The 12,868-nt window shown below is 42.6% G+C and carries 13 protein-coding genes and 1 pseudogene; 7 read left to right on the forward strand and 7 right to left on the reverse strand.

The window, feature by feature from the left end:
* Positions 1-210: 210 nt before the first annotated feature.
* Entirely contained in the window at positions 211-1,155 is a 945-nt protein-coding gene (locus B3X18_RS11605; RefSeq protein ID WP_005407000.1) for a hypothetical protein, read from the forward strand.
* A gap of 47 nt (positions 1,156-1,202) precedes the next feature.
* Here the strand turns inward: B3X18_RS11605 and B3X18_RS15230 are convergent.
* From B3X18_RS15230 to gatC, 5 genes and pseudogenes are all read right to left on the reverse strand, one after another.
* A pseudogene (locus tag B3X18_RS15230) lies at positions 1,203-1,307 on the reverse strand (hypothetical protein); the annotation flags it as partial.
* Positions 1,301-2,098: an NYN domain-containing protein gene (locus B3X18_RS11610; RefSeq protein WP_005406917.1), complete on the reverse strand. Its 798-nt coding sequence runs from the start codon at positions 2,096-2,098 to the stop codon at positions 1,301-1,303. The gene B3X18_RS11610 and the pseudogene B3X18_RS15230, both read right to left, overlap by 7 nt.
* A gap of 73 nt (positions 2,099-2,171) precedes the next feature.
* Complete coding sequence (gene gatB / locus B3X18_RS11615) at positions 2,172-3,647, reverse strand: Asp-tRNA(Asn)/Glu-tRNA(Gln) amidotransferase subunit GatB (RefSeq protein ID WP_005406966.1); 1,476 nt, start codon at positions 3,645-3,647, stop codon at positions 2,172-2,174.
* Complete coding sequence (gatA, locus tag B3X18_RS11620; RefSeq protein ID WP_005406997.1) at positions 3,647-5,125, reverse strand: Asp-tRNA(Asn)/Glu-tRNA(Gln) amidotransferase subunit GatA; 1,479 nt, start codon at positions 5,123-5,125, stop codon at positions 3,647-3,649. Before gatA ends, gatB begins: the two co-directional genes overlap by 1 nt.
* 51 nt (positions 5,126-5,176) lie before the next feature.
* Positions 5,177-5,491: an Asp-tRNA(Asn)/Glu-tRNA(Gln) amidotransferase subunit GatC gene (gatC, locus tag B3X18_RS11625; protein ID WP_005406899.1), complete on the reverse strand. Its 315-nt coding sequence runs from the start codon at positions 5,489-5,491 to the stop codon at positions 5,177-5,179.
* A gap of 130 nt (positions 5,492-5,621) precedes the next feature.
* On the opposite strand from gatC, the gene B3X18_RS11630 reads away from it, so the two are divergent.
* The 6 genes from B3X18_RS11630 (at position 5,622) to B3X18_RS11655 (ending at position 10,368) form a co-directional block, all read left to right on the forward strand.
* On the forward strand, positions 5,622-6,662 hold the full coding sequence (locus tag B3X18_RS11630) for a rod shape-determining protein (protein WP_005015988.1): 1,041 nt from the start codon (positions 5,622-5,624) through the stop codon (positions 6,660-6,662).
* Positions 6,663-6,677: 15 nt separating this feature from the next.
* Complete coding sequence (gene mreC / locus B3X18_RS11635; protein WP_005015986.1) at positions 6,678-7,535, forward strand: rod shape-determining protein MreC; 858 nt, start codon at positions 6,678-6,680, stop codon at positions 7,533-7,535.
* The gene (gene mreD, locus B3X18_RS11640; protein ID WP_005024886.1) at positions 7,522-8,013 is read left to right on the forward strand and encodes a rod shape-determining protein MreD; all 492 of its coding nucleotides are present in this window, start codon (positions 7,522-7,524) and stop codon (positions 8,011-8,013) included. Before mreC ends, mreD begins: the two co-directional genes overlap by 14 nt.
* Complete coding sequence (locus B3X18_RS11645) at positions 8,001-8,567, forward strand: Maf-like protein (RefSeq protein WP_005406947.1); 567 nt, start codon at positions 8,001-8,003, stop codon at positions 8,565-8,567. The genes mreD and B3X18_RS11645 overlap by 13 nt, the downstream gene beginning before the upstream one ends.
* A 38-nt stretch (positions 8,568-8,605) precedes the next feature.
* Entirely contained in the window at positions 8,606-10,060 is a 1,455-nt protein-coding gene (gene rng / locus B3X18_RS11650; protein ID WP_034688401.1) for a ribonuclease G, read from the forward strand.
* 134 nt (positions 10,061-10,194) lie between these two features.
* Positions 10,195-10,368: a PA1571 family protein gene (locus B3X18_RS11655; RefSeq protein ID WP_005015969.1), complete on the forward strand. Its 174-nt coding sequence runs from the start codon at positions 10,195-10,197 to the stop codon at positions 10,366-10,368.
* 36 nt (positions 10,369-10,404) lie between these two features.
* Here the strand turns inward: B3X18_RS11655 and B3X18_RS11660 are convergent, their stop codons facing one another.
* On the reverse strand, positions 10,405-11,790 hold the full coding sequence (locus B3X18_RS11660; RefSeq protein WP_034688403.1) for a WS/DGAT/MGAT family O-acyltransferase: 1,386 nt from the start codon (positions 11,788-11,790) through the stop codon (positions 10,405-10,407).
* Between the two features lie 199 nt (positions 11,791-11,989).
* The gene (locus tag B3X18_RS11665; protein WP_034688405.1) at positions 11,990-12,724 is read right to left on the reverse strand and encodes a phosphoadenylyl-sulfate reductase; all 735 of its coding nucleotides are present in this window, start codon (positions 12,722-12,724) and stop codon (positions 11,990-11,992) included.
* Between the last annotated feature and the right edge of the window lie 144 nt (positions 12,725-12,868).

Raw genomic sequence — 12,868 nt, forward strand, 5'->3', positions numbered from 1 at the left:
AACAATTTATTTAGCAATAAAAATTTTTCCCTACGTAAGAAAGGAATAGATCTATAAGTGATTAAATTTTATCTGTAAAAATTATTCTAATAATGTCGTATTCAACTCTTTGTCTTGAAAGAGATATAATAAATAACTATATGGTTCAAAAAATATACAAAAAGATTATTGTTATGTTATAAAATATATTTTTTACACTGGGGAATACGCTTGAAAATAGGCTACTTTGCTCATTATGTATATGATACTCATAATGAAGTTAATTACAAATTTGATCTAAAACCTTTTCTCAAAGCCTTAATAAATTGGGAAACTAGTATTGAACTAGCAAAAAGATTAACAAAAGATGGAGAGCATTTGTATTTACTTCCAGTACAAGGTAAAAAAGACTTTTATCTGTTTGTTCAAACAAAATCACAAGACGTAATCCAAAAAATCAAAACTAGCGATGACTCAATAGCAACAAATAAAATAGTAGATGAGCTTGAAAAAGATTCTACAGTTGGATTTGCTTCATATGTTTATTTTGATGATAAGCGAAATTTATTTGCTTTCTCTAGCCGTCAAAATTCTCCTAGACATGGAGCATTTAAAAATTTTATTAATGATTTAATTGGAAAGCTAGGGTATGGACGATTAGAGTTTTGCGTAGAACAATTGAAGGAAAGTATAGAGAAACAAGAAGTATCTAATCTTCCGTTTATTGGTAAAACAACAATAACTGTTAATAATGAGAGTGAACTATTTGATCATATTGTTGATTACTTAGTAGGTGATTCAAGTGATCGTAAAACCATTGAAACTGTCGATATTACTTTGAAGCCTCAGTTAAGGCAAAATATTAATGATTCGTCTGCAAGAGCAATTCGCTCTTTAAAAGCTAAAGGGTTAGAAGGCGTGCGGTTGAAAGCAAAGCGGTCAACAGACTCGAAAGAGAAAGTTAAAGAATATTTTATTCTTGAATCAGGTTCGATCCTTGATAATATAGACTCTTTGGAGGATACAGCTATTTATCAAAATATGTATGATAATTTGATTTCTAATGATGAGTTAAACTATAAACTAGACGCAATTAATAAGGCAAAAGATTTTTCGAGTGACGAGTTAAAAGACTTAACTCAATTTTATTCTAACGAAAACTGGCTTAATCATTAATAAAAAACCCGCTTTAAAGCGGGTTTTCTTTTTCAAAATTAATCAGATTAACCAATCATTTTTTTCATTAATTCATTGACTTGAGCAGGGTCGTCTTTACCTTTTGAAGCTTTAATGACTTGACCAATAAGACCGTTAAAGAGTTTTATTTTAGTTTTACATAAAGATTCTTATGTTCGTTACTCATTCTTTCTTCAGTATGGAAGATTTGTGGAAAACCTTTTACTAAATCACCTAATTTCTTAAATCCATATGTACGTGGGTCAAAATCCACTTGTAGAAGTTTCCACTGAGAACCAAGTGATGCAACACTAATCCATTCACTATCATGATTATCAAAAACTTGCTTAATAATATTTAAAGGTAGAGTAGTACTGTGATTATTTTTAATTTCCTGTTTTGGTTCCTCTTTAACAATATTTTCTTGTTTAACTTCTTTAGTGATTGGTGCTAAAGATTCTTTAATCATAGGTTCTTCATAATTACTTAAATTTTCAACATAAGTAAAATGCGAGCACGCATTTCTAAATGCTTCTGGTGTTTGTTTTTTACCAAAGCCGTAAACGGTTGCCCCTTGTTCTTTGATACGAATTGCAAGAGCGGTAAAGTCACTATCACTTGAAACTAAGCAAAAACCATCAAATCGACCTGTATATAGTAAATCCATTGCATCAATAATCATGAAGCCGTCAGTTGCATTTTTACCTGTGGTGTAGGCAAATTGCTGCATTGGTTTAATCGCCAAGCTATTGATTGCTTGTTTCCAATTTCCATTTTGACTGACAAAATTTCCATAAACCCGTTTGACAGTTGCTTCACCATATTTGGTGAGTTCATTTAGAATATTTTCTATATCTTTTGCCGATGCATTATCTGCATCTATCAATACTGCCAACTTAGCCGTTCTTTCTTCTGAAACATTAAATATTGTTTTTAAAGCCATTATTCTCTCAAAAAATAAAAACCCCACACTAGGCAGGGTTTTTATTGCATAAAGACGATTAATTAGTCAATCATTAACCAATCAATTTTTTCATCAATTCATTGACTTGTGCAGGGTTCGCTTTACCTTTCGCTGCTTTCATCACTTGACCAACAAGACCGTTAAAGGCTTTCTCTTTACCAGATTTATATTCTTCAACCATCTTCTCGTTGGCAACAAGAACTTCCTTAATAATCGCTTCAATTGCACCTGTATCAGTTTCCTGTTTCAAGCCTTTTTCCGCAATAATCTCGTCCGCAGTTTTGCCTTCTTCCCACATAAAGCCGAATACTTGTTTCGCGATCTTACCGTTAATTGTGTTGTCTACAATACGTGCGATCATACCGCCAAGTTTTTCTGCTGTTACAGGAGAGTCAGCAAGCTCTAAGCCCGCTTTGTTTAACGCACCTGAGAATTCGCCCATCACCCAGTTTGCTGATACTTTACCTTGTTTCGCACCGCCCGCAGCAGCCACAACCGCTTCGTAGAAGTCCGCCATTTCGCGTGACAGCGTCAATACATGCGCATCGTACTCAGTCACACCGAAGTCAGCGATAAAGCGTGCACGACGCGCTTTAGGCAGTTCTGGAAGGGCAGCACGTGCTGCTTCGATCTGCTCGTCAGCAATGATCACAGGTAATAAATCTGGATCTGGGAAGTAGCGATAGTCGTTCGCTTCTTCTTTTGAACGCATTGAACGCGTTTCCATTTTCACAGGGTCGAATAAACGTGTTTCTTGGTCAATGGTGCCATCCCATTCAAGGATTTCCATTTGACGTTCAATTTCCACGTTAATCGCTTGTTCAATGAAACGGAAGGAGTTGAGGTTTTTCAGCTCACAACGTGTACCGAAGGGTTGACCCGGACGACGTAAAGACACGTTACAGTCAGCACGGAACGAACCCTCAGCCATGTTACCGTCAGAAATACCTAACCAACGTACTAACGTGTGAATGGCTTTAATATAGGCAACGGCTTCTTCAACAGAACGCATATCCGGTTCAGATACGATCTCTAAAAGTGGCGTACCTGCACGGTTCAAGTCAATGCCTGACATGCCTTCAAACTGGTCATGGATTGATTTACCAGCATCTTCCTCAAGGTGCGCACGCGTCACGCCAATGCGTTTAACTGTACCATCTTCAAGCTGGATGTCGATATGACCCAAGCCCACAATCGGATTGTCCATCTGGCTGATCTGGTAACCTTTTGGAGAGTCAGGGTAGAAGTAGTTTTTACGTGCAAACACAGACGCTTGGTCGATATATGCATCAATACCCAAACCAAAGCGAATAGCTAAATCCACCACTTCTTTGTTGAGTACTGGCAATACGCCCGGCATGGCCAAATCAACCAAACTTGCTTGGGTGTTTGGGTCTTGACCGAATTCAGTCGATGAACCTGAGAAGATTTTCGATTTGGTCGCAAGCTGAGTGTGAATCTCGATCCCAATAACGACTTCCCAACCATCAATCAGGTTAGATTTTGGTTTAGCAGTGTTCTTAGCCATTATGCGTTCTCCTCAGCAATTGCCGCGCGTTGGGTGTGCCAGTCGGTTACCTGCTGATACTGGTGTACTACAGACAGCAGTTGTGACTCAGACCAGTAATTACCAATCAGTTGCAGGCCTACAGGCAGCTGGTTGGCATCGAATCCAATTGGCGCATTAATAGCTGGCAGACCGGCAAGGTTGACCGCAAGGGTATAGATATCGCCCAGATACATGGCTACCGTATCTTGTGCAGCACCCAGCTGATAGGCAGTAGTCGGTGCGCTTGGAGCTGCAATGACATCGACCTGTTCAAAGGCTTTCAGAAAATCCTGCTGAATCAGGCGACGAACTTTCTGGGCTTTGACATAGTAAGCATCATAATAACCGGCTGACAGGGCATAGGTTCCAATCAGGATCCGGCGCTGGACTTCTGTACCAAAACCTTCCGAACGCGAACGTTTGTAAAGATCCATCAAGTCCACCGGATTTTCACAGCGATAGCCATAACGCACGCCGTCATAACGTGACAGGTTGGATGAGGCCTCGGCCGGAGCAATCAGATAATAAGTCGGAACGTAAGCCTCAGTCATGTTCAGGTCAATTTCAACCAGAATCGCGCCCATTTCTTCGAGCTTTTTCAATGACTCTTCAACACGCGCTTTCACTTCAGCATTCAACCCATCAACCTGAAAATACTGCTTAGGAATACCAATACGTAAACCTTTAACAGAAGCTGTATTCAAGTTGGCTACATAATCGTCGACTTCCTGATTCATGGAGGTCGAGTCTTTTTCATCATGGCCGGCCATGACATTCATCAAATAAGCGCAGTCTTCAGCAGAACGTGCCATCGGGCCACCTTGATCCAGTGACGAGGCATAGGCAATCATTCCGAAACGGGATACACGGCCATAGGTAGGTTTCAGACCAGTGAGACCACAAAAAGATGCAGGCTGACGGATTGAACCACCGGTATCGGTGCCGGTGGCAAACGGAGCAAGATCTGCTGCCACAGCCGCTGCCGAACCACCCGATGATCCACCCGGTACACAGCTTAAATTCCACGGGTTTTTGGTCGCACCGTAAAATGAATTCTCGGAGGTTGAACCCATAGCGAATTCATCCATATTCACTTTACCTAGTGTGACCAGACCGGCTGCTTTGCCCTTGGCAACTACGGTAGCATCGTAAGGGGAAATAAAGTTGTCCAGCATTTTAGAGCCGGCAGTGGTTTTAATACCTTGAGTACAGAAAATATCTTTATGTGCGATAGGTACGCCGGTAAGTATAGTTGCGGTACCGGTTTTAATCGCAGCATCAGCAGCATCAGCTTGAGCCAGTGCCTGTTCGGCAGTTACAGTGACATAGCTGTTAATCTGCGCATCAATTTTTTCAATACGGTTTAAATAGTGCTGAGTCAATTCGCGCGAGGAAAACTGGGCTGTTTTTAAGCCTTCGGCAAGTTCACGAATCGATAAACGATGCAAATCAGTCATGAGTTAAATTCTTTTAGGTTCAGTTTTGAAGTACAGAAGTTGACCAGATAATTATTCAATTACACGTGGAACCAGATACAGCCCCGCTTCAGTAGCTGGGGCAACTGCCTGATATTCTTCACGATGATTGGTTTCAGACACAACATCCTGACGTAATGGCTGAGGGTGATCAAATGGACTTTTTAGCGGTTCAACACCCTCAGTATCGATTGCTTTTAAGGTATCCATCATGCCTAAAATTTTATTTAGACTTTGAGCATATTCAGCAGATTGCGTATCATTGAGCGAAAGACGTGCAAGATTGGCGATTGCTGAAACTGTTTGTGCATTTAAATCTGCAGAATGCTGAGCATCCGGTGTAGACATACCATCACCTAATCAGTATTAAAAAATTCAAAATATCGTGCGTTATAATAAGCGATTGACTTGTTCAACGCACTACATTTAGTTAAAGTTGCCACCTTGCGTCCACATAAAGTTTAACTGAGAACGACCCGTGATTCTAAAACGACTAATTGGCTTGTTTTCGCCGGATCTAGCCATTGATTTAGGTACAGCAAATACACTTATTTATGCACCAGGGCGGGGCATCATTCTGAATGAACCGACAGTTGTCGCGATCCGTCACAGTGGTTCACAGAAAATTGTTGCCGCCGTAGGCCTGGATGCGAAACAGATGCTTGGACGTACCCCGGCAAATATTTCTGCCATACGTCCGATGAAAGATGGCGTAATTGCCGACTTTGAAGTAACTGAGACCATGCTGAACCAGTTCATTGGCAAAGTCCATGAGAAGCGCCTGTTTCCACCTGCACCACGTGTTGTGGTGTGTGTACCATGCAAATCGACACTGGTTGAGCGTCGTGCTATCCGTGAAGCGGTATTTAATGCAGGTGCGCGTGATGTCCGCCTGATTGAAGAGCCGATGGCGGCTGCAATCGGTGCAGGTATGCCGGTTGAGCAGGCATGTGGTTCTATGGTGGTTGATGTTGGTGGTGGTACCACTGAAATTGCGATTATTTCCCTACAGGGTTGTGTGTACGCAGATTCTCTACGTATTGGTGGTGATGTTTTTGATGAGCAGATCATTAATTATGTGCGTAAAGCACATGGTTGCGTGATTGGTGAAACGACTGCGGAACTGATCAAGAAAGAAGTGGGTATGGCGATCGGAGACGGTACAACACTTGAAATCGAAGTGCGTGGCCGTAACCTGGCTGAAGGCGTTCCCCGTTCAATTACTGTAACCTCTGATGAAATTACTCAGGCCATTGCTGATCCGCTTTCCAATATTGTCAGTGCAGTAAAATCGGCACTTGAACAGACTCCACCAGAGCTGTCCTCTGATATTGCCGAGCGCGGAATTGTGCTTACAGGCGGTGGTGCATTGCTGCGTAATCTGGACAAACTGCTGGCTCAGGAAACCGGACTGCCTGTTATGGTTGCAGAAGATCCACTGACCTGTGTGACTCGCGGTGGTGGTAAGGTACTCGAATTCTTCGATAACCCGAATCATGACATGCTGTTTGTAGGTTAAGTTAGGAACCAGGCGGTGCAACCGAATCTTTTTTCAAGACAACCGCCATCTTTTCGCTCATTCATCATAGCGGTGATCACCTGCCTTATTGTGCTGTTTTTTGACTGGCGCATGCCGCATGTGGTGCAACCTGCTAGGGAAGTCCTGTACGCTGCATATAATCCTATTTATGCACTGGCAAGCTATCCCGTGTTGTCGAGAGAATGGCTGAGTCAACAAACCAAATCTGAAGCCCAGCTGCGCCGTGAAAATACTGCGATGCAGGCCGAGCTGTTACAGGCTCAGGTGCGTCTGCAGAAACTGTCAGAGCTCTCTGCCGAGAATACACGTTTACGTGGTCTGCTCGATACGCCACTTATTATTGATGGTCGTATGGAAATTGCAGAAGTCATTGGTACTGATGCAGATCCCTTACGGCATATCATTATTATTAACCGAGGAGCCAGCAATCAGCTCAAGGTGGGGCAGACTGTGCTGGATGACCGTGGAGTAATGGGGCAGATCATTGATGTCTATCCGCATTCTAGCCGTGTAATGTTGCTCTCGGACAAGGAACATTCGCTATCTGTACGTCTGGAACGGACCGGTATGCGTGCCATTGTGGCAGGAACAGGCGATCTGGGACTGCTGAAAATGGAATACGTGCCGACCAGTGCAGATATCAAACCGGGAGACAAAATCTATACTTCAGGGTTAGGTGAACATTTTCCGGCAGGCTATCTGGTGGGTACCGTATCTAAAGTCAGACGCCATAATTCAGGTGAGTTCGCCCAGATTCAGGTGGTTCCAGCTGCACAGCTGGCTGGTGGACATCATGTGGTGATCCTGTTTTCGGACTCTCTGGCGATGGAGCAACCCTATGCCAATCGCTAAGTTGCGTTATGAAAAGCGTAAAGATCCATTGATTGTCATTATCCTGTCAGTCATAGTTGGGTCAGTATTAATGGTCTATCCACTGTCTTATGACATTTCCGGATGGCGGCCATTATTTATGCTGATGATCATGCTGTTCTGGATATTGTGTCAGCCAAGCTGGACAGGTGTCTGGTTTGCCTTTGCAGTGGGCATTTTTACAGACTTGCTACGTGATGCGCCCCTGGGAATGAATGCACTCAGTTTTGTGCTGATCACCTTTGTCGTACGCTGGTTTACCCGTGAACGCCGGATTTTAACCTTTGGCAATTTATGGGTACTGGCAACGCTAGCAATTTTTGCCCATCTGCTATTTACCTGGTTCACCCAGGTTATGGCCGGGCTGCATTTTTCAATTGCACGGCACTGGCAGCCATTGCTTAGCAGTATTTTGTGCTGGCCTATCCTTTATTACCTGCTGCGAAAATGGCGCATCTGATTCTGGCCTCAAGTTCGCCAAGGCGACAGGAGCTGCTCAGGCAATTAGGACTGGAATTCGATATTCACAGTCCTGATATTGACGAGAGTACAAGAGTAGGTGAAAGTGTCGGTGAGTACGTAGAGCGTCTGGCTTGTCAAAAAGCACAGGCAGTACTCGCACAATATCCTGAATCTGTAATTATTGCTGCTGATACCAGTCTCGGGCTGGATGGTACCATTATTGGTAAACCTGAATCGAAGCAGCATGCCTTTGAAATCTGGTCAAAATTATCTGGCAGACACCATGATGTTTTTTCAGGGGTCTGTATTGCCACATCCCGGCAGATTTCGAGTATAGTGGTACATACCCAGGTTGAATTTCAAACCCTCAGTCCAAACGACATGGAGCGTTATTGGGCGACCGGAGAGCCAGAAGGCAAAGCGGGTGCATATGCCATACAAGGCATTGCAGCGCAATATATTCCCCGGATTTTTGGTAGCTACACCAATGTGGTCGGGTTGCCGTTACATGAGACAATACAGTTATTAAAAGCAGTTAAGGCACTAAATTAACCGCTGGAAAGAATTTTTATAATGTTTTGAGTTTTAGTATGTCTGATGAGCTACTCATTAATGTCACCCCTATGGAATGTCGGGTCGCATTAGTTGAAAATGGTACGGTCAATGAACTGTTTGTTGAACGGACTGTCAAGCGTGGTCTGGTGGGAAATATCTATAAAGGCAAGGTAGTCCGTGTATTGCCTGGCATGCAGGCTGCTTTTGTCGATATTGGCCTTTCACGTACAGCTTTTTTACATATCAATGACATGATCTGGCCCCGCAACCAGCCTACTCCCAATGTATTTGAATTATTACAACCCGGCCAGATTTTGACGGTGCAGGTCATGAAAGATATGCTGGGTACTAAAGGCGCGCGGCTGTCTACTGACCTTTCAATTCCTTCCCGCTATCTGGTACTGATGCCATTTGGAAATCATATTGGGGTTTCACAGCGAATCGAATCAGAAGAAGAGCGTGACCGGCTGCGTTCACTGATTGAGAAAATTCAGCAACAGCACAATTTACCTGGTAGCGTAATTGTGCGTACGGCAGCTGATGGCGTCGATGAAGCAGATATAGCCCAAGATATGGCCTACCTTGCCAAGCTTTGGGAATATATTCAGCGCAAACAGCGTGCTACCACTGTCCCATCTCTGATTTTTGAAGAATTACCTTTGCCTCAGCGTGTTATCCGTGATCTGGCCAATGAAGAAACTGCCAAAATCTATATTGATTCACGGGAAATCTATACCAAACTCAGCGAATTTATTGAAGAGTTCGTACCGGGTATGCAAGATCGTCTGATTCACTACCCAGGTGAGCGCCCACTTTTCGACTTGTATAATGTCGAAGAAGACCTGCAAAAAGCCTTGCAGACACGGGTGGCCTTAAAATCAGGTGGCTATCTGATGATTGATCAGACTGAAGCCATGACTACTATTGATGTTAATACAGGTTCCTATGTGGGCGGCCGTTCACTTGAAGATACGGTCTTTAAAACCAACATGGAAGCCACTCAAGTGATTGTCCGGCAGTTACGACTACGCAACTTGGGTGGCATCATTATTATTGATTTTATTGACATGCAGGAAGCGAACCACCGCAATGAAGTCATGCACCAGTTTGAAAAAATGCTGGAACGGGATCATGCCAAAACTAAAATTACACAAGTTTCCGAATTGGGACTGGTAGAAATGACCAGGAAACGAACTCGGGAGTCTTTAGAACATCTATTATGTGAAGCTTGCCCAACCTGTCAGGGACGGGGATATGTGAAGACAGCAGAAACAGTATGTTACGAGATATTTCGAGAAATTATGCGCTATGCTCGGGCATTTGAATCACAAAGTGGCTTTACAGTAGTTGCCCATCCTGCGGTCATAGACCGTCTATTAACAGCAGAAGCACCAGCAGTGGCGGATTTAGAGCATTTTGTAAATCGGGTAATTAAGTTCCAGGTCGAAAATCTGTATACGCAAGAGCAATATGACATCATCTTAAGCTAAAGTTGTAACAGAATTTCGCTTAATCCTTGTTACAACTGAAATTTTACTTTCATGCATGAATTTTCAATACTAGATGCATTGGGTAGCCAAAGACTTTTCTCCCCTATGTAGTCTTAGCAAATGAGGTAAATGACATGAATGTTAGCGAAAGAATTATTCATAAAGGTTTTCAACACGTACTTGATTCAAAAAAAGTCAATACATGCTATATGCTTGATGATGATGGTCGAGAAATCCAGATTACTACTGCGATGATCCGCTCGGTTTGTCACCAGCTTTTAAAACAGTGCCGTACTATTAAAAAATAAGGGGCCTAATTTAGCCCCTCAATTTTTTATTGTTCTTTAACCTGTTACAGTCAGATTTTTCTCAAACGTTTCAGCTTCAATCAGTGATTCAAAATGTTGTATTTCATCTTCCAAATGGGTAAGCAGATTCTGCATTTTGGGTAATGCATTGCGACAGGCGATTAAGCCGACCTCGAGTTTGTCCAGATAACTGGTCATGGTAATATTTAAAGCTTGTCCATCTAGTACAATCGAAGCAGGAAAAAGTGCATCCAACTTTGCACCATTCCAGTACAAGGGTTCACGTGGACCCGGCACATTAGAAATTACTAAGTTAAAGGCCTGACGTTTAGGCATCATTCCTGAAAGTATATTAAGTCCTGCGGCAGAGTATACCAGTGCGCTGTAATTCAGAATCTGACCTGACGTCATCCGTTTAAAGCGCTGTTTAGCATTCAGTACACTCCGGCGAATAGTTTCCAACCGTTTTAATGGATCTGCCTGATGTGTACCCAGATTGGCCAGAATCATGGTAATCCGGTTGCTCACATCTGAGTCATCATCCCGGATAGAAGCTGGAACCATGGCAATTAATGGTTTCGCCGGTAAACTGTTCTGGCTAAGAAGATATTCACGTAAAGCACCCGAACACACTGCCAGAATTACATCATTAATAGTTACATCCAATGCACTTGCGATACTACGTAAACGGTTCAACTCAAAAGATTGTGCTGCAAAACGTCGTGAAGCACTGACCCGCTGGTTGAGTATACTTTTCGGTGCTTGAAAGCTGGAAACATAGTGCGGATTACGGCCCATATCTTTCATCACTGTCTGTGACAGTTCATACATTACTTTAGGTACAGCTTCAAACTGGTCTTTAAGTAATCCAAGAATTTTCTTTGTACTTCCTTTTTTAGCTTCTTTAAGGCGTTTGGCTCGTGGGCCTTCTACACACCATGGCGGTACAATACTTTTAGCCTGCTGGTCTTTAGATAGTGATTTTTCAACCAGTCGCATTCCTGCAATTCCATCAACCATGGCATGATGAATTTTGAAGTACATAGCAAATCGGTTGCCTTCAATACCTTCAATAATATTACAGGTCCAGAGCGGTTTTGCGCGATCAATAAGTGTACTATGTTCTTGAGAAATATAAGCTAATAGTTCGCGAATACGTCCTGGATGAGGCAGTGAAATATGGCGGAAGTGATGATCCAGATCAAACTCTTCATCTTCATCCCAAAACAGGCCACTTAGCCGGTTATTAAAGGGTGGTATCGGAATTGATTTTGAGTTACGAATATCCTGTACCAGATCTTGTATAAAAGTCGCGGGTGCATGTTCAGGAATTTCAAACAGGAATAGACCGCCTACATGCATGGGCTGTTGACGTTTTTCTAATGATAAAAAAATGAAATCAATTGGGTGTAATGGACGCATAGCGTTGATTGCCTCACTGCAATGGATCTGTCAGCTCTTATTGAGCTGCTCATTGTTAGAATTATAGAACACGCGTTACAGTATATAATCTTTCAGTCCAGACGCAGCATAAATTTATGTGAATTCATCAGTTAAATAAAAAACCGCCCAATCAACTGTTAAGACTCTCAGTTAGGTATGAGCGGTTTTTTGACTGATATTACTTCTTTAAATTACCAGCATGCAGACCACATTCTTTATGGGTGGCTTCTTCCCACCACCAGCGCCCTTCACGTTCATGCTGATTTGGTAAAACAGCTTTAGTACAAGGTTCACAGCCGATTGAGATAAAACCACGTTCATGCAGGGCATTATATGGAATTTCCATTAAACGGATATAACTCCAGACATCACTGCTTGACCAGTTGGCCAGCGGGTTATACTTGATTAATTGTTTACCCTGCCCAGAAAAACCTGTGTCTGCCTGAACTACTGGTATTTCAGTACGGGTTCCTGGACTCTGGTCACGACGCTGACCGGTAATCCAGCCATCTAAAGTCGCTAGTTTCTTGCGTAATGGCTGAACTTTACGAATACCACAGCATTCCTGATGGCCATCAACATAGAAGCTAAACAGGCCTTTACGATTTACCATATCGAGTAAGGGTTCTGCTTCAGGAAAACAAATTTCAATTTCAATGTTGTAATGATTGCGGACTTTTTCAATAAACTGATAGGTTTCTGAATGCAGCCGGCCAGTATCCAGACTGAATACCCGAAATGGTTTTCCCAAGCGGGAGGCCATATCAATCAGGACTACATCTTCAGCTCCTGAAAATGAAATAGCAATTTCACCTTCCTGACTCAAGGCAAGTTCCAGAATCTCGCTTGGAGATTTGTCAGCATATTCAGATGCCAAGGCATCCACTATATCAATGGTTGGGATAGCGGTCATGAAGGCTCCTGGCTCAAAGGCTTGGACGCTGTAAAAATATATATTCACTAAAGTGCAATACATTTTAAGGGAAATGAAATAAGCTGCTTAGCACATTAACTACAAAGCTTATGAATAAAACTGATTAATAAACAGTTGCGCAAA

Source organism: Acinetobacter sp. UBA6571, from assembly GCF_002434085.1.
Taxonomy (GTDB): domain Bacteria; phylum Pseudomonadota; class Gammaproteobacteria; order Pseudomonadales; family Moraxellaceae; genus Acinetobacter; species Acinetobacter radioresistens.

What these genes read in the sequence shown, in the direction of transcription:
- gatA (WP_005406997.1), bottom strand. Translation starts at nt 5,125, where the DNA reads ATGACTGATTTGCATCGTTTATCGATTCGTGAACTTGCCGAAGGCTTA.
- gatC (WP_005406899.1), bottom strand. Translation starts at nt 5,491, where the DNA reads ATGTCTACACCGGATGCTCAGCATTCTGCAGATTTAAATGCACAAACA.
- B3X18_RS11655 (WP_005015969.1), top strand. Translation starts at nt 10,195, where the DNA reads ATGAATGTTAGCGAAAGAATTATTCATAAAGGTTTTCAACACGTACTT.
- B3X18_RS11660 (WP_034688403.1), bottom strand. Translation starts at nt 11,790, where the DNA reads ATGCGTCCATTACACCCAATTGATTTCATTTTTTTATCATTAGAAAAA.
- B3X18_RS11645 (WP_005406947.1), top strand. Translation starts at nt 8,001, where the DNA reads ATGGCGCATCTGATTCTGGCCTCAAGTTCGCCAAGGCGACAGGAGCTG.
- mreD (WP_005024886.1), top strand. Translation starts at nt 7,522, where the DNA reads ATGCCAATCGCTAAGTTGCGTTATGAAAAGCGTAAAGATCCATTGATT.
- rng (WP_034688401.1), top strand. Translation starts at nt 8,606, where the DNA reads ATGTCTGATGAGCTACTCATTAATGTCACCCCTATGGAATGTCGGGTC.
- B3X18_RS11610 (WP_005406917.1), bottom strand. Translation starts at nt 2,098, where the DNA reads ATGGCTTTAAAAACAATATTTAATGTTTCAGAAGAAAGAACGGCTAAG.
- B3X18_RS11665 (WP_034688405.1), bottom strand. Translation starts at nt 12,724, where the DNA reads ATGACCGCTATCCCAACCATTGATATAGTGGATGCCTTGGCATCTGAA.
- gatB (WP_005406966.1), bottom strand. Translation starts at nt 3,647, where the DNA reads ATGGCTAAGAACACTGCTAAACCAAAATCTAACCTGATTGATGGTTGG.